This window comes from Polaromonas sp. P3_A5 (genome assembly GCF_056403055.1).
Genome location: NZ_JBFUGF010000001.1, coordinates 745,211 through 762,160, shown reverse-complemented (window position 1 = coordinate 762,160; position 16,950 = coordinate 745,211). Strand labels below are relative to the sequence as shown.

Sequence of the window (16,950 nt, the reverse complement as noted above, 5' to 3'; positions counted from 1 at the left end):
GGGACGCCTACGTCTTGAAACAAAAAACGATTCTAGCCTGCATCATGCAGCGAAAAAGGTCCGGAATCCGCCCTCTTCCGCGGATCAGGTCCTGATGGAAAACGTGACAAGCGGGGCATTTTCGTCGGTACGCTCGCAGCCCGGCACGATCTGGCCGCTGCCAACCAGGTAGCACTCGGTGCGCCGCAGCACCACCGCCTCACTCTGGTTGCCAAGGTACACCCAGGTGCCGTAGCTGGAAGCGTCCGTCAACACAAAATGCCCGCCACGCCATTCGAGGGTGGCATGCATGCGCGAAACACGGGGGTCGTTTAATGTCAGCGCCGCATCGGCGGCCCGGCCCAGCGCCAGCTTGCTGCTTTTCGAATCCAGCCTGACAGTTTGCTCCGCAAAGCTGAGTTCGAGGAAGGCCTGGCTGGGTGAAGAGAACATCGAACGCCCGGCCATCGTGGCATCCTCGTCGCGGCCAGCCTGCCATTCGACCCGGTAGACATGGCTGGCTTCAGCCCTGCCGCGAAGGTACATGGGGCCCATGCTGCGCAGGGATGCCCTCTGGGCGGGCAACAGGGCGGTCCAGACGTTTTCGGTCGTGAGGATCTGGGCGGCACCCGCAAGGTCTGCGAGCCGGGCGGCGGAATTGACGGTGTCACCGAAACAGTCGCCGTCGATTTCAACCACTTCACCCGACTCGATACCCATCTGCATCTGTACCGGGGTGCCGCTGCCGCCCGGCTTGATCGGTTTTTCCTGAAGGCGCTTCTGGATGCTGATGCAGGCGGAAAGCGCGTCGCCCTCGTTGGGAAACACCACAAAGAGGCCGTCACCCAGCAACTTGACCACACGCCCCTGGTGTTGCTGGAAGACCTGGCTCAGGACGCCGATGAGCTGGGTCACGAAGTGCGATGCTGTTTCATCGCCCAGCCGTTCGAACATGCTGGTGCTGCCCACAAGATCCGCAAAAACGACTGTGGTCATGAAGGGCGTTAGCCGCGGTGCGCGCTTCTTGTTCTCATGCCAGCGATTCTCACAGAAATTTGCAGTGAAGAGGCCGGTGAAATTCCCGGGCTCCCCGCAAGAGACCAGCGGATGCGCCGGGTTTCACAAGCCGCAGTAGACGGGAAAGGGAAATACCGGTAAAGCAATTGCAGAGGTTCGCATGGCAATCCGTGCCGGCCACTTCACGCTTCTAGCGGAAAGCGTCCCAGAGCAGCTTGCACCCGGTCAGCAACATGCCGACATACAGCAGACGATAGAAAAGCACCGGGCTGATGCTCCGGGCCATGCGCACGCCTATCCACACGCCCAGTGGCGCCAGCGGCAGCAAAACCAGCGACGTCGCCATATTGCGCAGGTCCAGCAGACCCAGCCAGGCGTATGGAATCCATTTGGAAAGGTTGATGACAAAAAAGAAAGCGGCCATGGTAGCCGTGAACTTCACCGGGCTCAGGCGCATGGGGATCACATAGGCGCTCAGCGGCGGGCCACCTGCGTGAGATACAAAGCTCGTGAAGCCCGAGGTCACCGTCAGAATGGCGCCCAGCCACTTGGGCGGCGGCGGGCTGTCGGGCCGGGGCGGGAACAACAGGCGCTGCGCCAAAAACAACAAGGTGAATATTCCCACCACCCCTGCCACGACTCGGGCGTCCAGCACCTTGAACAACAGCGCCCCCACCACGGTTCCCACCAAACCAAAAGGGATCAGGAATTTCAGAAACTTCACATCGAAGTCCCGGCGAAAAGCCGCCAGCCCCAGCAAGTCCATCAGCAGCAGCACCGGCATCAGGATGGCGGCGGCCTGCGGCACGGTGACCGTCAGCGCCATGACGGGAACCGCAAGAGACCCGAAGCCGGCCCCAAAACCACTTTTGCTGATGCCCAACATCAGCACGGCGGGAATTGCCACGGCATAGAAGAAGGCGTCGGTGATCAGCGGGAAATCCATGGATTTATGTAAAAAACATCGGTTACCCAAAAGGGACGGGCGCAAGCAGCTATTAAAACAATAGCAAACCGGAACCAGGGATGTATTTCACCACAGGCCGTCCATGCAATGGCGATTGCCTCAGGCGCCCCCGCGCGAGGGGATGCCCAGTCACCGGTCTGGGCTAGACACGCTCCAGAATCACCGCGATGCCTTGGCCTACGCCGATGCACATGGTGGCCAGCGCGTAACGGCCACCGCCCTTGTGCAACTGGTTGACGGCCGTGGTGGCCAGCCGCGCTCCCGAAGCCCCCAGCGGATGGCCCAGCGCGATCGCGCCGCCGTTGGGGTTGACGCGCGGATCGTCGTCCCGCACACCCAGCATGCGCAGCACAGCCAGGCCTTGTGCGGCGAAGGCTTCGTTGAGTTCGATCACATCCATCTGCGCTATCGTGAGACCGGTGAGCGCCAGCACTTTTTGTGTGGCCGGGGCAGGGCCGATGCCCATGATGCGCGGCGCCACACCGGCCGTGGCCATACCGACCACGCGCGCCTTGGGCGTAAGGCCGTTTTTTGCGGCGGTGGCTTCGTCGGCCAGCAGCAACGCACAAGCGCCGTCGTTCACGCCACTGGCATTGCCGGCGGTCACCGTGCCGTCGGGCCGCACCACGCCCTTGAGCCTGGCCAGCGCTTCGAGCGAGGTTTCGCGCGGATGTTCGTCTTTGCTCACCACGATGGGGTCGCCCTTTTTCTGGGCAATCGTCACCGGCGTGATTTCAGCGTCGAAGTAGCCGGCCTTTTGTGCGGCCACGGCTTTGAGCTGGCTGGCCAGCGCCATTTTGTCCTGGTCTTCGCGGCTGATCTTGTAGTCGGTAGCGACGTTCTCGGCCGTCTCGGGCATGGCATCAACGCCGTATTTTTCTTTCATCAGCTTGTTGATGAAACGCCAGCCGATGGTGGTGTCATACACCGCATTAGCGCGGCTGAAGGCGCTCTCGGCCTTGGGCATCACAAAGGGTGCGCGGCTCATGCTCTCGACGCCGCCTGCGATCATCAAGGTGGCCTCGCCCGACTTGATGGCACGTGCGGCACTGCCCAAGGCATCCAGGCCCGAGCCGCACAGGCGGTTGATGGTGGAGCCCGGCACGTCCATGGGCAGGCCGGCCAGCAGCGCCGCCATGCGTGCCACGTTGCGATTGTCTTCCCCGGCCTGGTTGGCGCAGCCGTAGAGCACATCCGTGACTGCCTGCCAATCCACGTTCGGGTTGCGCGCCATCAGCGCCTTGATCGGGATCGCACCCAGGTCGTCGGTGCGCACACTGCTGAGGGCGCCGCCGTAGCGGCCGAAAGGGGTGCGGATGGCGTCGCAGATAAAAGCTTGGGTCATGGTGTGTGCTTTGAAAGAAGTGAGATCAACGATCAGGCGGCCGCAATCGGCAGGCCCACCAGTTTTTCAAGTTCGGCGTGCGTGAGGCCTTCGACGGTGTCGATCAGCTTCAGGCCCTGCGGTGTGCATTCCAGCGTGGCGATGTCGGAGTACACGCGCTTGACGCAGGCGATGCCGGTCAGCGGATAAGTGCATTGCTGCACCAGCTTGCTGGCGCCCTGCTTGGTCAGCAAATCCATCATCACCCAGGTTTGCCGCGCGCCTATGGCCAGGTCCATGGCGCCACCTACTGCGGGAATCGCGCCCGGCTCGCCGGTGCTCCAGTTGGCCAGGTCGCCCGTGGCCGAGACCTGGAAGGCACCCAGCACGCAGATATCGAGGTGCCCCCCGCGCATCATCGCGAAACTGTCAGCGTGGTGAAAGAAGGAGCCGCCCCTGAGCAGCGTCACCGGCTGTTTGCCTGCATTGATCAGGTCGTAGTCTTCCTCGCCCTCGGCAGGTGCGGGGCCCATGCCGAGAATGCCGTTTTCGCTTTGCAGGATGACCTCGCGTCCGGCCGGCAAATGGTTGGCTACCAGCGTGGGCTGGCCGATGCCGAGGTTGACGACGGCCCCGTCAAAAATGTCTTGCGCGACGCGGGCTGCGAGCTGGTCTTTGGTACGGCGTTGGTAGGTCATGGTCATGCCGCCTTTTTAAAACCGCCGGCTTGCGTGGCGGTGCGAGGGATTTTGACGATGTGATGGACAAAGATGCCGGGCGTGACGACGGCTTCAGGGTCCAGGTTGCCGAGCTCAACGATGTCATGCACGGTGGCAATCGTCTTCTTCGAGGCGGTCGCCATCACAGGACCGAAATTGCGCGCAGCCATGCGGTAGGTGAGATTGCCCCAGCGGTCGCCTCGCTCGGCCTTGATGAGGGCCACATCGCCATGAATCGGCATTTCCAGCACGTAGTGCTTGCCGTTGATCTCACGGGTTTCCTTGGCAGTGCCGTCGGCGTTGCGCGCCAGTTCGGTGCCGTAGCCCGTGGGGCAGAAGAAGGCGCCTATGCCTGCGCCCGCAGCGCGAATCCGTTCCGCGAGATTGCCTTGGGGCACCAGTTCCAGTTCCAGCTTGCCGCTACGGTACAGGCCGTCAAACACCTGGCTATCGGCCTGACGCGGAAAGCTGCAGATGATCTTGCGCACGCGCCCGGCCTTGAGCAGCGCCGCCAAGCCCATTTCGGCATTGCCTGCATTGTTGTTGACGACCGTCAGGTCTTTGGCGCCCTGCTCTATCAGGCCGTCGATCAACTCATTGGGGATGCCGGCGGTGCCGAAGCCGCCAATCAGCACGGTTGAGCCGTCTTTCACATCCGCCAGCGCGTCGGCGACGGAGGCGGCAATTTTGTTGATCATTCCAAAGTCTCCAGCTGCGGGCGGCTTGCAGAAATCATCCAGCCACCACTTAAATATTGTTCGACATAAGAACAAGAGTTCGTATAATGAATTCTAGGAGATTTTGATCACCATGGCAAACGCCGCATCCACGCCCATTACCGGCCCCAGGCCCGGAGACGCTTACGTCCAGTCGTTTGCGCGCGGGCTGGAGGTTATACGCTCGTTCAGCACCGAAGCACCGCGGCAAACACTGACTGAAGTGGCCGGTCGCAGTGGCTTGAGCCGTGCGGGCGCGCGCCGCATTTTGCTGACGCTGGAGACGCTGGGCTACGTGCACAACGACGGCAAGCTGTTCAGCCTCACGCCACGCATCCTGGACCTGGGCTTTGCCTATCTGTCCTCCATGCCGATCTGGAACCTGGCTGAGCCGGTGATGGAAGCGCTGGTCGCGGAGGTCAAGGAGTCGTGTTCAGCCGCGGCTCTGGACGGAACGGACATCGTCTACGTGCTGCGTGTGCCGACGCACAAGATCATGAGCATCAGCCTGGGCGTGGGCTCGCGCCTGCCGGCTTACTGCACGTCGATGGGGCGGATGCTGCTGTCGGCCCTGCCTGAGGCCGAAATCATGAAATGCCTGCAGGCCTCAGAGCTGACGGCACGCACCAAGTACACCGTGACCGACATCAAGGAGCTGATGGTCAAGGTCGCGCAAGCCCGCAAGCAGGGGTGGTCGCTGGTGAATCAGGAGCTGGAGGAAGGACTGGTGTCGATGGCCGCACCGATCACCAACCGCGCCGGCCAGACAGTGGCAGCGCTCAACATCAGCGGCCAGGCCAACCGCACCAGCGCCAAAGCCATGCAGGAAACAATGCTGCCGCAACTGCTGGCGGCAGCGCAGGCAATATCGCGCATGTTGATCTAGACACACCCCCGTCCGGGCTCACTTCGTGTAGCTTGTTCCCCCCTCGAGGGGGCGGCGCCTGCGGCCCGGCAAAGCCGGTTCCGCGGCCCCTGCTGGTGTGAGACGGGGCCGTCGGTTACGACTTTTTGAAGCCGACGACGAGTACGACGGCGCCCAGCACGATGGCGCCCAGGCTGAGCCATTGGGGAATGTTGACGGACTCTTTTTCTTTCACGGTCAGCTGGATGGGGCCGAGCTTGGCGGCCGTTGTGTCCTTGGTGAAGCTGAAGCCGCCGGTGAAAAAGCCGGCCAGGCCCAAAACGATCAGGATAATGCCTGTGATGCGTGCTGCGTTCATGTGAAATCTCCTCGCCGGGCTTGTGGATGGTTGTGGAATGGCCTTACCCCGGAACTGCGCCACCGTGCCTCGTAATGTAGGCAGCAACAGGAAAACTGTCTGTAGGACGCAACCAGCGAGCGCTGTGGCCCAAGCGCTGATAAGCAAACCATCACGCCGGCAACGGAAAACGCCTGCGTGATAACCTTTCACCATGTTCACCCCCTCGCAAGCCGACGTACGCCGTTTTTTCTGCTCTGTTTATGCCAAGGCCCGCGCCGGTCAACCGATGGAGGCTATCGAAACCATAGCAAGTCAATGGATTGAAGAGCATCCCGAATACCATGCGGACTTTGCCGACGCCGACAGTGCGCTCGAAAAAATGTACGACGTGGAAGCGGGCAAGACCAACCCCTTTTTGCACCTGTCCATGCACTTGTCGATCAGCGAGCAATGCTCCATCGACCAGCCTCGCGGCATTCGCCAGGCCGTCGAGCTGCTGACGGCCAAACGCAACTCACTGCACGATGCGCACCACGAAACCATGGACTGCCTGGGGCAGATGGTCTGGGAGAGCCAACGCGCCGGACGCCCGCCCGACGGCGCGGCCTACATCGACTGCGTGCAGCGCCACGCCACTAGGGATTAGCCCCCACAGTTCCTCATTGCGCGTGTAGCGCCCTGCCCCGAGGGGGTCGCTGCGCCTGCGGGCTGGCAAAGCAGGATCCGCGGCCTCTGCTTGAAAAGAAAAGGATCCCCTTCCCCCCTCCCGATTTCGCGTCTGGTAATTGACCACAAAAAAACGCCGCTTGGTCAGCGGCCTTCTGTTTCAGAGTGCCCTCAAAGGCTGCGCCCGTGGCGCGGACGATACGGGCGCACGCTGCGCTCCGCTGTTGTTCTGCGGCACTGGCCTGGAATGGGTGGGCGCGCTGCGTACCGGCGCTTGCTTGAGAACGCCGGGGTTTTGCAGAATCGGCAACGGCAGGTTGTTGCTGGAATCATTTCTCGGTGCGGGGCTCAAGGGCTTATCCGAATGCGGAATGCCCGGATTCAGAACGGGCTCTTTGCAGGTAATGGTGTAAAACTTCTGCTCTGCCTGGGCGACGACTTTGCCTTCCAGGTTGGTGAGGTTGAAACCGATGCGCACTTTCTGCGTCTTCATGGGTGGCTTGCCTCCCGCAGGCGGTCCCGCCAGCGTATCGGCAAATCCGCCTCCCGTCGGTTTCCAGTCGAGCTCGCGCTTGCCGAACACATGCTTGACCTGATTAGCAGGCACTTCAATATCCTGCAAGGCCGTCAAAAAAAGATCGCCAAGAAACAAGCCCTTGCCGTGAAACGCACTGCCCGCATTGATCGTGGTGTGCAGCAGCACAGCACTTGGGCAGATTTGTCCATCGACCATAACAGTGGAGGCGGGTTCGATATTCATGTTGACCTTGGGAACCGTGGCGGCCTGCAAGCCCTGTGGGGCGGGTTTGCTGCACTCCATGTCATAGGTCTTCCAGGCCGACTCGAACTTGGGCGACACGCCGACGATGCGGATGCTGCCTGCTTCGCCGCCATTCGGGTTGTTAGGAACATCGTATTTGTACGAGAAGAAAGCGGTTTTCGAATGGTCGGTCGTCACCGTTTTGATGTCGCTTTTATTCCCGTTGGTATGTTCGTAGCGGAATTTCACCTGCGCGTTCGTGACGTTGGTTTCAATCACACCAGACAGATTCACCTTGCATGCACCGTTGGCAGTCGCTGTTTCAATAATGGTGAGCGACGATTGTGTGACACCAACGCCCGCTTGCAAGTCGCTGATGCCTTGGGGCACCTGCGCACCCGCCCACTGCATGCAGACGACTTTGGCAAACGCTTCCGCATCTGGTGGTGATTCAAAAATTTGTGAGGTGTCGGTGTCGGCAATACTGGTATAGGTGATTTTGTATTTGCTGGTGGTTTTGATGTTCAGCGTGTAAGGCTTGTCGAAGATTGCGGTATTGCCTTTTCCCTGGTTACGCAGGGTACCGGCACGCGCGTTACAGACCTCAACAGCGAAGAGTTCAATGAGATACCGGCCGACGTTCATGGTAATGAACTTGTCGACGTTGGTGGGCCGGTCACCGTATCCATAGCTCTTGCTCACAACGCCCCACTCCGCCCCGGGTGGACGGCCGGGGCCGAACTCCCAGCCCAGGGTTTTGCCAAGGGCGCTGAAGCGCGGCGCAACATTCCAGTTTCTGATGCGATCCTGTCCGGCCGCCATTTGCAAATGCGCATCGAACTGAATCGGCTGGCTCCCGTGTTTCGCAGGGGATAACCGGGTGTAACTCGCACCATTGGACTCAACGTAGATTGTTGGGGCCGAGGTATATCTGACCCAGACATCCACATCTTTGGCCCGCAGCGGTGTACACACGGTGAACAAAATTGCCGCAACCAGCAACAACATGAATGCAGGGTGCCAGGCAGGCGCGTTGCGAATTCCGGCTTGGCTCGAAATGAGGGTTTGCATGATGAACTCCTTAAGGTCTTCGCTCGAATTCTTCGCACCAACGCGAAGTGGCTTGTTTCGAAAGCAGGCTTGACTGCCTTCTGAAACATGAGTCGGGATGTGTACCAAAAGGGTTCAAAAAGTTCTTTTGAACCCCATACCGACGTATTCCGACTCACCTGCATCGGGCGGACGCCGGATACCCCATTCAACCGGGTTGGTTGAAAGCTTCTCTAAAGGAGACGCATCATGAAAAAACAAGCCACAGCTCTATTTGCAGGTCTGGCGCTGACCATCGCAGGCGCTGCCACTTCGGGCTCCTGTTACGCGATGGGCGAAACATCGAACGCCGTTGAGGTACCACCAAGATCTGACATGCCTCGGAAATCAGCAACTCAAAAATCAGCACCATCGCTTGAGATGTCTGACTGCAATCACAACGGCGTCGATGACCTGGACGAGTTCTTTCCGCCAGACTGCTACGGAACGCTCACGAGCAGCGGTGGCAAATAAACACCACACAGACTGCAATCACAACGCCTGGCAAGGTGCGCGTCAAAGAACTTTGAACTCCCCTGCCGTCAAGATCGACTCAGAGAGGGCGCGGGATTTTCCCAGCCCTCTCGCTCACGGTGACGCGGCGAGACAATTTCCTCAAGGAGATCCATCATGAAGAAGCCGTTCTCTGTCTTACTCGCCGGATTACTGTTCGCCTTTTGGGGAGGATCCATCAGCTGCGCAGCAGCAAAAAATCCCAGTCCTCTTATGCCAATCGCAGACAAAGCCCAAATCGGACCTGATCCGCAACGCCGTGCAATCGTCTGCAATACAGCGGCATCGCCACAGTGGTGCTGGGGCGACTTCATCATTCATTGCGGGCACTCCAAGGGCGTCATAAGCACCAATCCTGACGGCACCATCACGTGCACCATCAACTGACTGAAGCAAGTTTCAATCCCCTCATCAAGGATGACCATCATGAAAAAATCCGCTGTATTCCATACCGCGCCCGTGGCGCTGGCATTCCTGTTCGGTGCGGGCTGCCTGCCTGCAGCCTATGCTGCCAATCCGGCCGGCACCCAGCACCTGAAGCCATGCCCACCGGGCACAATTGGCGATTGCGACCGCCGCTATGCCTCACCCGGAGAACCAGCAAGGGCTGTCACATCTCCGGCGACCAATCTGCCACTCAAGACACCGGGGTTACCGCCTCCTCCAACAGTGCACCCAGCCGGCGGAAATAATGCTGCGCCGGTTGATCCGAATGCAGTTGAATCACTGCAGGCAAATGGTTTGCCGGATCTTTTCATTTACCGTTTTTACAAGGCCCCACAAGAGGCAGGTCTGCCGGCAGGTTTTCCGTTCGTCGAGTTTTGCGGCTCCAACGACGGCCAGGGCGGGCCTTCCAGGCGCGTCTATTTTGAAGTGCATAACCGCGGCACCGTGCCCTCTCCGAGTAGCAAGGTCCGCGTGCGGTTTGTGAATCCAAACACGCAACAGGCGCAGACGGTGAATGTGTCGGTTCAGGCTCTGACGGCCCACTCGCATGTGGCAAAGAAGGTGACCATTCCCAAAGGATGTTATTCAGCAGGCTCGAATGCGCAATGCAATTTCACCATCACCGCAGATCCCGACACACAAATAGCAGAGCGCTTTGAAAATAACAATGTGCAAAGTGCATTTTGCGTTGGCCCGACGAATTGAGGCGCGGACATCAAGACAGCGTACGGACACTGGCACCGGCTGGAGGCGGCGAGCCAGGACGCTGAGAAGAACAGGAAAGCGACGGCCCGATTGTCAATGCCAATCGGGCCGCAGTTTAATTTTTGCATCGAGGCATCTACCAGTTTCCCCATCACCAGCCACATTCAGGGTGATGCGCGCTGACAGCGGTCAAGCGAGGCGCTGAGTGCGCCTGCCCTGGCAGTAGGTCAGGAACCTCGGCCAGACGAACCTGAGGAAAGCGCGCGAGGCGTCTTCGCATCGGACTTCACACCAGGCGACGCTGCCTCCGGGGGCGGATTGGTGCAGCCAAAATCCCCCCAGGTGCAATGCTCAAAGTCGTCGATCGACGAGGCGGCCCTAGCCTGAAGATTTACGCTCCCCAAGGTAAGCAGTATGGAGATAGCTATTGACGCAGTAACTTGCGAGGTGATTGGTTTCATATGTCTTCCAATGGTTGGGTTAAGCGCCACCGGGCACATTGCCCGGTGACTCCAGTGAGTCAGACACCGCCGCACAATGGTTCAAAGTATTTGCACTCAGCGCGTGACGCGGCTCTTGCCTTCTGCGGTGCGTACCTGCACACGATCACCTTTTTGGAAAACTTCGTCGCCAGCCTGCACGACGGAAATTCGCTGGCCATCGTCGAGTCGCAGGCTTATCTCGAGTCCTTTGGCTTTCGACATATGGGCCTCTACGGCCTGCCCGGCAAAGCCGCCAGCAACGCCACCCAGGACTGACGCCGCAAGCTGTCCATTTCTATTGGTATTGGTGCTCCCCAGTGCTGCACCAACACTGCCCCCGGCTGCAGCACCAGCGCCACTGACCCCACGTTCAATGGTTACAACGCGTACATCGGTCACCGTGGCCATGACAATGCTGTGGGCCTTTTGGGTATCAGCGTCGGTGTAGACATCATTGGAGTAGCTGCGCCAGGCGCAGCCCTGGGTAGACAGCACACTGGCCAGCACGGCAGTAACCAGAAGGTGGCGTTTCATGGTGTTTTCCTTTCAGGTGATGGGTCACCAATGAGTCGGAGTTGTTGCGCGGTCGGTTCAAACACAAAATTCATTGAACCTTTCACCGCCAACTGCCGACTCATCACACGTTGACTTCTCCATACACAAAATACGCCATGCAGGTTTATACTTCCCAAAATTTCGGCGCCATTGATTTGCTCGCCATACGGACATCAATTCGGGAGGTATTGTGGGAGATCGTTCTGATCCATCGACCGACCCGGAAGCGCAGGCCCTGCAAGCCGACCTTGCCGCCATTGTTCGGCGCGACGAGCAAGCCATGAAGCGCTTTTACCAAGCCCTGGCACCGTCGGTCTACCAGTTCTCCATGCGCCGCTTGAGTGACCCGGTGCAAGCCCAGGAAGTGGTTGTGGAGGCGCTGTATGAAGTGTGGTGCCATGCCGCCAGTTTTGCGGGGCAGTCAAGCATTCGTACATGGGTGTTGGGCATTGCCCGTTACAAGCTGCTCGACAAATTGCGTGAACGCTATCGCCATCAGCATGTCTCATTTGATGAGCAACTGGATTCGCAGTCTGACAACCATGTGGAACCAGAGTCCGATGCCCCCACGGGGTTCGAGCGCGTGGTACAGCGCGAACACCACGACATGATTGCGCACTGTGCGAGCAAGTTACCGCCGGACCAAAGAGAAGCACTTCACCTGGCCTTGTACGAGGACATGCTTTTGGCCGATATCGCCCACGTACAAGCTTGCCCGCAGAACACGGTGAAGACCCGCCTGTTTCATGCGCGCCGCAAAATGAAAGAGTGTTTGCAGCGTTTGTTCAAAGATGTCGAAGGTCCAATGACCGGAGTCCGCCATGACTGAACACGACACTGATGCAGTTAACAAGCAACAGTTGCGCGAACTGTTGCCGTTTCATGCGAACCAGACGCTGGATGAAGCGCAAGCAGAGCAAGTACGTGCCGGATTGCAACGGTATCCCGAATTGGCGGCTGAGCTGGCCTGGCTGCAAGGCATGCGAAGGACTGTTCAAGACCTGCCACTGGACCCTCTGCCCGCCGGCGATCTTGGGTGGTCAACGCTTGCTGCGCGCATCGAGGCGCAACGCCAACCCAAGTTGGCCCGCCCTGGCTCAGCCGACACCGCCTGGCCTGAAATGCTGCGGACATGGCTGCAACGCAACCTCATTCCTATCATGGCAACCGCCTGTGCCGTGCTGGTGGCGCAGGCAGTGGTAATTGCAACACTGGTGCAGCAAGATCCAGGCTATGTCGCGGCAGGCGCGCCTGAGCCGGTATTGAGCACTTCATCGGGCGTTTTGCTGCACGCCACCATTGCTCCAACGGTGACACAAGCACAATTGACCGAGACACTGCACCGCCACAAGGCAACTATCGTGCAAGGCCCCACAGCGCTGGGCATCTACACCCTGCAAATCAAACCCGCTGGCGATGGCGAGCCCGAATCGCGCAATGCGGCGGTTTTGGCACAACGTTTACAACGCGAGGCAGCCACCGTTTTTGAGACTGTCACGCCCGCTGGAGACCGTTGACCATGCTCCGCATTGCGATATTCATCGTGCTGCTGCAAACAGCCTGGGTATCCGGGTCTTTGGCTCAACGCACCCCTGACCCCGGCTCATTCAGGGCAGCTCCAGCAATACCCAACCCCGGTTTGGTGAACCGGGGCTCCATAACTCCACCTCCAAGCTCACCGCCAATAACTACGGCGCCCGGGAACCCCCCAGGCACCGTCACGCCACCTGGGCGTGAAATCAATATTCCAGGATACCCGGCACTACCGTCCCCGCGAGCCACGCCCAGCGTCGCTCCGATATCACCCAGCGACGTTGAGACGGGCCAGGTATTGCTTGTGTCGAAAGACCTGGCGGCCATGCAGAATGTACTGAACGCTCTGGCTAACGAAAATACGCAGCCAATTGCCTCCACCAGGTTGAACACACTGGGATGGAGCCTTGCGCTGTTTCAGTTTGCCGACCATGCCGCGGCTGCACAGCGGGTAACCCAATGGCAACAACGGTTTTCGCAGCTTAGTGTGGACTTCAACTATCTGTACCGTACACAGGCGGGTGCCACCGGCAGGGAATATGCGGTGGGCATGCTGGATTTGCCGCCTCAGCCCGCAAAAACCGGTGCAGCATCCAAAGCCAGCTATCAAGCCCTCCGGTCCGTCCGCGTTGGCATGCTCGACACCGAGGTAATGCCCACCGCGTGGCTGCGTGACGTCACGCTCGCCAACAAGCCCTTCGCAGCAGAAAGTCCAACCGCCGCCCTGGATCTGCCAGCTCATCCCGCCCACGGCACCGCTATCGCAAGCCTTATTGCACGTGTTGCGCCGTCAATACGTCTTTTTAATGCTGTCGTCATGTCGGCAAAAGGGGAACAAACTGTTACCACCAGCTACCGGTTGATTCAAGGGGTCGACTGGCTGCTGGAACAGCGTGTGCAAATCATCAATATGAGCCTGTCTGGCCGGTACGATAAAAACGTCGCAATGACAATCGCCGAACTTATGCAGCGGGATGTTTTGCTGACAGCCGCCGCAGGCAACCACGGCAGCAGTGCACCACCCGCTTACCCCGCGGCCTATGCAAACAGCTACACGGGCATGCTGGCGGTTACTGCGATCGATGTTGAAGGACAGCTTTATAGCCAGGCCAATCACGGCGCTTACATTTCAGTGGCGGCCCCCGGTGTCAATATTTGGGTACCCCTTGCGCCGCCCGCGCCACACCTGCCCTCGGGTGTTGCTGCACGCTATGTCAGCGGTACCTCCTACGCCAGTGCCCATGCCGCAGGCGCCGTTGCGTACTGGTTGAGCAAGAGAAAAGTGAGCGTGACCGCGCCTTACCATTTCTGCGAAACCGCAAAAGACCTGGGCCCCACGGGGCGCGACGATGCATTCGGTTGCGGGCTGCTTCAAGTTAACGCGGCGCTCCGGCGACCCGGCACGTAGCCAAACCGCCAACGGTACTGCCCCCCCCCAAAGCCAACAAAAAAGTCGCTGCTCCCAGTGGCCTTTTTGCAGGAGCGACCCGGTCTAACGGAATTTTCTCTGCGGAACGGTTTTCAGGTCACCGTCTACCGACGACAGGTAGTTGGCCAATTGCTTCAGCTCAACATTGGTGTACTGCTTGGCCATGCCGGACATGATGGCATTGCCGCGGCCAACCTTGGGGTTGTTTTCTGTCTTGTAGGCCTTGAGCGCCACGAACAGGTAGTCAGCATGCTGACCACCAATCTTGGGATAGGCCGGATCAATCGGTTTGCTGAAGTTGGCGCCATGGCAAGACGCGCAGTTGGCCTTGTTCAACAGGGCCTGGACTTCCGCGCTTGGTTCTTTGGCCGGCTTGGCCGGCAGCTCTGCGGCGCCGGCAACCACACCGTCAGCACTGTAGTGCGCGGCGAGGTCAGCCATGTCCTGGTCGGTCAGCGAATCGGCAATGGCGCGCATGGTGGGATGTTTGCGGTCGCCTTTTTTGTATTCGTTGAGCGCGGCGATGATGTATTTGGCGCCCTGGCCTGAAATCATCGGGACCTTATAAACCTCGGGGAAAGAGGCCTGGTAGCCCTTGATGCCGTGGCAACCGATGCACATGGCATTCTTGGTTTCGCCGGCTTTGGCATCGCCCTTGATCTCCTGGGCAAGGCTTGCAACCGTCACGCAAGAGACAGTTACGGCGAATATCGTGGTGAACAGCTTATTCATTTTGCGCGCACAATCAGGTGGGAATTCATCGTATAAAACAACCTTGGATTATATCTGGGCCTGCCGAGACCGGGCACCCCTTGCCGGCAACCCGCGCAAACGCCCTTTCAATTTTCACCTCCTCTCCCCAAGAACATGAAATTTCTAGGTTCCAAGAACTACGTCGCCACCCAGGACCTGATGCTGGCCGTGAATGCCGCTGCCGCCCTGAAAAAGCCGCTGCTCGTGAAGGGCGAGCCGGGTACCGGCAAGACCATGCTGGCCGAGGAAGTGGCCGAAGCGCTCAACTTGCCGCTGTTGCAATGGCACATCAAATCCACCACCAAGGCGCAGCAGGGCCTGTACGAATACGACGCGGTGTCGCGCCTGCGCGACTCGCAATTGTCGACCGTGGACGGTGGCGAAAAGGTCAAGGACATCCACAACTACATCGTCAAGGGCGTGCTGTGGCAGGCCTTTACCTCGGAAACGCCGGTCGCGCTGCTGATCGACGAGATCGACAAGGCCGACATCGAGTTCCCGAACGACCTGCTGCGTGAAATTGACCGCATGGAGTTCTACGTGTATGAAACGCGTGAGCTCATCAAGGCCAAGCACCGGCCGCTGGTGTTCATCACCTCCAACAACGAAAAAGAGCTGCCCGACGCGTTTTTGCGCCGCTGCTTCTTCCACTACATCAAATTCCCCGACGCCGACACCATGAAGCAGATCGTGGACGTGCACTTCCCCGACCTGAAGAAAGAGTTGCTGACCGCAGCCATGAAGACCTTCTACGACGTGCGCAACCTGCCTGGCCTGAAGAAGAAACCGTCGACCTCCGAATTGCTGGACTGGCTCAAACTGCTGGTCGCCGAAGACATCCCGCTGGACGCCCTGCAAAGCAAGGACGACAAGGTCGCCGTGCCGCCGCTCGTGGGCGCGCTGCTCAAGAACGAGCAGGACGTGACCCTGTTCGAGAAGCTGGTTTTCATGCAGCGCAACAATCGTTGAACAACATGTACATCACAGAACTGCTAGATCCAAAGACTCTGCAGCCAATCCGCAAAATTATTGTTGTCAGTTAGAGCTAACTCATATGAACCAAAAATCACTGTTGATCGAGGGTATTTCAGACGCGGTGGGCTTTGTCGGCGGTGCGCTCCTTGGTTTTTGGGCCGGCCATCTGCTCGGCTTCGATATTTTTGAAGCCGGCTACGGCAACAGCGCCATCGCCGGCATCGTGCTGGTGGGCTTGGGCGGCGGCGGCGGCTTGCAACTTGCGCGGGCCTGGCGCCGCCGTAAGAAAGCCGATTGACCGCAAACACCTGACTGGGATACGCCCATGCAACGCTCAACCGCCCCCTTCCACCGTGCAGCCCTGCACAGCAGTTGCCTGGCCGCATTGCTGGCCCTGACACTGCTCCCCGCCCCGTCATATGCCTTCTGGGGCCTCCTCGGCAAGGTGGGCTCCACTGCAGGCAAAGGCGCTGCCGGTGCGGCAGGTGCTGCGGGTAAAGGCGCCGCTGGCGCAGCGGGCGTGGCTGGCGCAGTCGAGGTAACGCAGGGCGCCAATGCGGCGGCGAAGGCAGCCAAAGCCGCCGGCGCGGCGGAGCTCGGCGCGGGCGACGTCGCTGCCGCAGCCGGTGCCGCTGAACGCAACGCGGCGACCGGCGCGATGAGTGCCGACGAACTGTCGCGCGCATCAGGCCTGGGCAAGGCCGTGCCCGACGACGTCGCCGCTATGCTGACGGCGCCGGGCCGAAAACTCAGCGATGTGCCTGACGCCGGCACACGCTCCTGGCTGTCGCTCCCGCGCAAGCAGCTGACGGCGACGGATGCCGACCTGATGGTCCATGACTACGTGAAGCTGCTGGAAGGCCGGCCCGCCGCCGGGCCGCCGCGTCTGCGCGCCAAGGCCTCGATCGAATCCGAGAAGGCTGCCGCCGCGCGGCCGGTGCCGCCGCACCGCCCTGTTGCAGACGTTCCCTGGCATGCCGTAGAGCTGCTGGTGCGCGCGGCCCATGCCGGCCACGCCGGCGCCAGAAATGAACTGAACAAGCTGTGCCGGGACAATCCGCGCGGCCAGGCCGCCACAGCCTGCGCCACGCTGCGGTCCACGTGAACACGCTAAAT

General features: G+C 59.8%; 20 protein-coding genes. 11 read left to right on the top strand and 9 right to left on the bottom strand.

What is annotated here, in order from left to right:
- Positions 1-84: 84 nt before the first annotated feature.
- The 5 genes from AC1DU8_RS03620 to AC1DU8_RS03600 form a co-directional block, all read right to left on the bottom strand.
- On the bottom strand, positions 85-975 hold the full coding sequence (locus AC1DU8_RS03620) for an adenylate/guanylate cyclase domain-containing protein (RefSeq protein WP_457282231.1): 891 nt from the start codon (positions 973-975) through the stop codon (positions 85-87).
- A gap of 211 nt (positions 976-1,186) precedes the next feature.
- A complete protein-coding gene (locus AC1DU8_RS03615; protein WP_457282232.1) occupies positions 1,187-1,942 on the bottom strand; it encodes a sulfite exporter TauE/SafE family protein in 756 nt (251 codons plus the stop codon).
- Between the two features lie 163 nt (positions 1,943-2,105).
- Entirely contained in the window at positions 2,106-3,308 is a 1,203-nt protein-coding gene (gene pcaF / locus AC1DU8_RS03610) for a 3-oxoadipyl-CoA thiolase (RefSeq protein WP_477666656.1), read from the bottom strand.
- 32 nt (positions 3,309-3,340) lie between these two features.
- The gene (locus tag AC1DU8_RS03605; protein ID WP_477666655.1) at positions 3,341-3,991 is read right to left on the bottom strand and encodes a 3-oxoacid CoA-transferase subunit B; all 651 of its coding nucleotides are present in this window, start codon (positions 3,989-3,991) and stop codon (positions 3,341-3,343) included.
- Complete coding sequence (locus AC1DU8_RS03600) at positions 3,988-4,704, bottom strand: 3-oxoacid CoA-transferase subunit A (protein ID WP_477666654.1); 717 nt, start codon at positions 4,702-4,704, stop codon at positions 3,988-3,990. The genes AC1DU8_RS03605 and AC1DU8_RS03600 overlap by 4 nt, the downstream gene beginning before the upstream one ends.
- A 112-nt stretch (positions 4,705-4,816) precedes the next feature.
- Here AC1DU8_RS03600 and AC1DU8_RS03595 point away from each other — a divergent pair, with 112 nt between their 5' ends.
- Positions 4,817-5,608 carry an IclR family transcriptional regulator domain-containing protein gene (locus AC1DU8_RS03595; RefSeq protein WP_457282236.1) on the top strand — a complete coding sequence of 264 codons (792 nt, stop codon included), beginning with the start codon at positions 4,817-4,819 and terminating at the stop codon, positions 5,606-5,608.
- A 115-nt stretch (positions 5,609-5,723) separates the two neighbouring features.
- Here the strand turns inward: AC1DU8_RS03595 and AC1DU8_RS03590 are convergent, their stop codons facing one another.
- The gene (locus AC1DU8_RS03590; protein ID WP_457282237.1) at positions 5,724-5,945 is read right to left on the bottom strand and encodes a hypothetical protein; all 222 of its coding nucleotides are present in this window, start codon (positions 5,943-5,945) and stop codon (positions 5,724-5,726) included.
- A gap of 193 nt (positions 5,946-6,138) precedes the next feature.
- On the opposite strand from AC1DU8_RS03590, the gene AC1DU8_RS03585 reads away from it, so the two are divergent.
- Positions 6,139-6,573 carry a DUF1841 family protein gene (locus AC1DU8_RS03585; protein WP_477702232.1) on the top strand — a complete coding sequence of 145 codons (435 nt, stop codon included), beginning with the start codon at positions 6,139-6,141 and terminating at the stop codon, positions 6,571-6,573.
- 180 nt (positions 6,574-6,753) lie between these two features.
- On the opposite strand, the gene AC1DU8_RS03580 is transcribed toward AC1DU8_RS03585, so the two are convergent.
- Positions 6,754-8,424: a hypothetical protein gene (locus AC1DU8_RS03580; RefSeq protein ID WP_477726437.1), complete on the bottom strand. Its 1,671-nt coding sequence runs from the start codon at positions 8,422-8,424 to the stop codon at positions 6,754-6,756.
- A gap of 228 nt (positions 8,425-8,652) precedes the next feature.
- On the opposite strand from AC1DU8_RS03580, the gene AC1DU8_RS03575 reads away from it, so the two are divergent.
- From AC1DU8_RS03575 to AC1DU8_RS03565, 3 genes are all read left to right on the top strand, one after another.
- Positions 8,653-8,916, top strand: a complete 264-nt coding sequence (locus AC1DU8_RS03575) for a hypothetical protein (protein ID WP_457282240.1) — start codon at positions 8,653-8,655, stop codon at positions 8,914-8,916.
- 156 nt (positions 8,917-9,072) lie between these two features.
- Positions 9,073-9,342 (top strand): hypothetical protein, encoded by a 270-nt coding sequence (locus AC1DU8_RS03570; protein ID WP_457282241.1) that lies wholly within the window; start codon positions 9,073-9,075, stop codon positions 9,340-9,342.
- 39 nt (positions 9,343-9,381) lie between these two features.
- On the top strand, positions 9,382-10,107 hold the full coding sequence (locus tag AC1DU8_RS03565) for a CARDB domain-containing protein (protein ID WP_457282242.1): 726 nt from the start codon (positions 9,382-9,384) through the stop codon (positions 10,105-10,107).
- Between the two features lie 557 nt (positions 10,108-10,664).
- On the opposite strand, the gene AC1DU8_RS03560 is transcribed toward AC1DU8_RS03565, so the two are convergent.
- On the bottom strand, positions 10,665-11,123 hold the full coding sequence (locus tag AC1DU8_RS03560) for an outer membrane lipoprotein (RefSeq protein ID WP_457282243.1): 459 nt from the start codon (positions 11,121-11,123) through the stop codon (positions 10,665-10,667).
- A gap of 211 nt (positions 11,124-11,334) precedes the next feature.
- On the opposite strand from AC1DU8_RS03560, the gene AC1DU8_RS03555 reads away from it, so the two are divergent.
- The 3 genes from AC1DU8_RS03555 to AC1DU8_RS03545 all read left to right on the top strand — a co-directional run bounded on the left by AC1DU8_RS03555 (position 11,335) and on the right by AC1DU8_RS03545 (position 14,085).
- Positions 11,335-11,973, top strand: coding sequence for an RNA polymerase sigma factor (locus AC1DU8_RS03555; RefSeq protein WP_457282244.1), 639 nt, complete (start codon positions 11,335-11,337; stop codon positions 11,971-11,973).
- Entirely contained in the window at positions 11,966-12,661 is a 696-nt protein-coding gene (locus AC1DU8_RS03550; RefSeq protein WP_457282245.1) for a hypothetical protein, read from the top strand. The genes AC1DU8_RS03555 and AC1DU8_RS03550 overlap by 8 nt, the downstream gene beginning before the upstream one ends.
- Before the next feature lie 320 nt (positions 12,662-12,981).
- Complete coding sequence (locus AC1DU8_RS03545) at positions 12,982-14,085, top strand: S8 family serine peptidase (protein WP_457282246.1); 1,104 nt, start codon at positions 12,982-12,984, stop codon at positions 14,083-14,085.
- Between the two features lie 84 nt (positions 14,086-14,169).
- Here the strand turns inward: AC1DU8_RS03545 and AC1DU8_RS03540 are convergent, their stop codons facing one another.
- Positions 14,170-14,838 carry a c-type cytochrome gene (locus AC1DU8_RS03540; protein WP_457282247.1) on the bottom strand — a complete coding sequence of 223 codons (669 nt, stop codon included), beginning with the start codon at positions 14,836-14,838 and terminating at the stop codon, positions 14,170-14,172.
- 135 nt (positions 14,839-14,973) lie between these two features.
- On the opposite strand from AC1DU8_RS03540, the gene AC1DU8_RS03535 reads away from it, so the two are divergent.
- The 3 genes from AC1DU8_RS03535 (at position 14,974) to AC1DU8_RS03525 (ending at position 16,939) form a co-directional block, all read left to right on the top strand.
- Complete coding sequence (locus AC1DU8_RS03535) at positions 14,974-15,828, top strand: AAA family ATPase (RefSeq protein WP_457282248.1); 855 nt, start codon at positions 14,974-14,976, stop codon at positions 15,826-15,828.
- Positions 15,829-15,913: 85 nt separating this feature from the next.
- A complete protein-coding gene (locus AC1DU8_RS03530; protein ID WP_457282249.1) occupies positions 15,914-16,132 on the top strand; it encodes a hypothetical protein in 219 nt (72 codons plus the stop codon).
- A gap of 27 nt (positions 16,133-16,159) precedes the next feature.
- Entirely contained in the window at positions 16,160-16,939 is a 780-nt protein-coding gene (locus tag AC1DU8_RS03525) for a hypothetical protein (RefSeq protein ID WP_457282250.1), read from the top strand.
- The last annotated feature ends 11 nt before the right edge of the window (positions 16,940-16,950 follow it).

What these genes read in the sequence shown, in the direction of transcription:
- AC1DU8_RS03595 (WP_457282236.1), top strand. Translation starts at nt 4,817, where the DNA reads ATGGCAAACGCCGCATCCACGCCCATTACCGGCCCCAGGCCCGGAGAC.
- AC1DU8_RS03540 (WP_457282247.1), bottom strand. Translation starts at nt 14,838, where the DNA reads ATGAATAAGCTGTTCACCACGATATTCGCCGTAACTGTCTCTTGCGTG.
- AC1DU8_RS03590 (WP_457282237.1), bottom strand. Translation starts at nt 5,945, where the DNA reads ATGAACGCAGCACGCATCACAGGCATTATCCTGATCGTTTTGGGCCTG.
- pcaF (WP_477666656.1), bottom strand. Translation starts at nt 3,308, where the DNA reads ATGACCCAAGCTTTTATCTGCGACGCCATCCGCACCCCTTTCGGCCGC.
- AC1DU8_RS03565 (WP_457282242.1), top strand. Translation starts at nt 9,382, where the DNA reads ATGAAAAAATCCGCTGTATTCCATACCGCGCCCGTGGCGCTGGCATTC.
- AC1DU8_RS03585 (WP_477702232.1), top strand. Translation starts at nt 6,139, where the DNA reads ATGTTCACCCCCTCGCAAGCCGACGTACGCCGTTTTTTCTGCTCTGTT.
- AC1DU8_RS03600 (WP_477666654.1), bottom strand. Translation starts at nt 4,704, where the DNA reads ATGATCAACAAAATTGCCGCCTCCGTCGCCGACGCGCTGGCGGATGTG.
- AC1DU8_RS03575 (WP_457282240.1), top strand. Translation starts at nt 8,653, where the DNA reads ATGAAAAAACAAGCCACAGCTCTATTTGCAGGTCTGGCGCTGACCATC.
- AC1DU8_RS03580 (WP_477726437.1), bottom strand. Translation starts at nt 8,424, where the DNA reads ATGCAAACCCTCATTTCGAGCCAAGCCGGAATTCGCAACGCGCCTGCC.
- AC1DU8_RS03550 (WP_457282245.1), top strand. Translation starts at nt 11,966, where the DNA reads ATGACTGAACACGACACTGATGCAGTTAACAAGCAACAGTTGCGCGAA.
- AC1DU8_RS03525 (WP_457282250.1), top strand. Translation starts at nt 16,160, where the DNA reads ATGCAACGCTCAACCGCCCCCTTCCACCGTGCAGCCCTGCACAGCAGT.
- AC1DU8_RS03560 (WP_457282243.1), bottom strand. Translation starts at nt 11,123, where the DNA reads ATGAAACGCCACCTTCTGGTTACTGCCGTGCTGGCCAGTGTGCTGTCT.
- AC1DU8_RS03615 (WP_457282232.1), bottom strand. Translation starts at nt 1,942, where the DNA reads ATGGATTTCCCGCTGATCACCGACGCCTTCTTCTATGCCGTGGCAATT.
- AC1DU8_RS03605 (WP_477666655.1), bottom strand. Translation starts at nt 3,991, where the DNA reads ATGACCATGACCTACCAACGCCGTACCAAAGACCAGCTCGCAGCCCGC.
- AC1DU8_RS03535 (WP_457282248.1), top strand. Translation starts at nt 14,974, where the DNA reads ATGAAATTTCTAGGTTCCAAGAACTACGTCGCCACCCAGGACCTGATG.
- AC1DU8_RS03530 (WP_457282249.1), top strand. Translation starts at nt 15,914, where the DNA reads ATGAACCAAAAATCACTGTTGATCGAGGGTATTTCAGACGCGGTGGGC.
- AC1DU8_RS03620 (WP_457282231.1), bottom strand. Translation starts at nt 975, where the DNA reads ATGACCACAGTCGTTTTTGCGGATCTTGTGGGCAGCACCAGCATGTTC.
- AC1DU8_RS03570 (WP_457282241.1), top strand. Translation starts at nt 9,073, where the DNA reads ATGAAGAAGCCGTTCTCTGTCTTACTCGCCGGATTACTGTTCGCCTTT.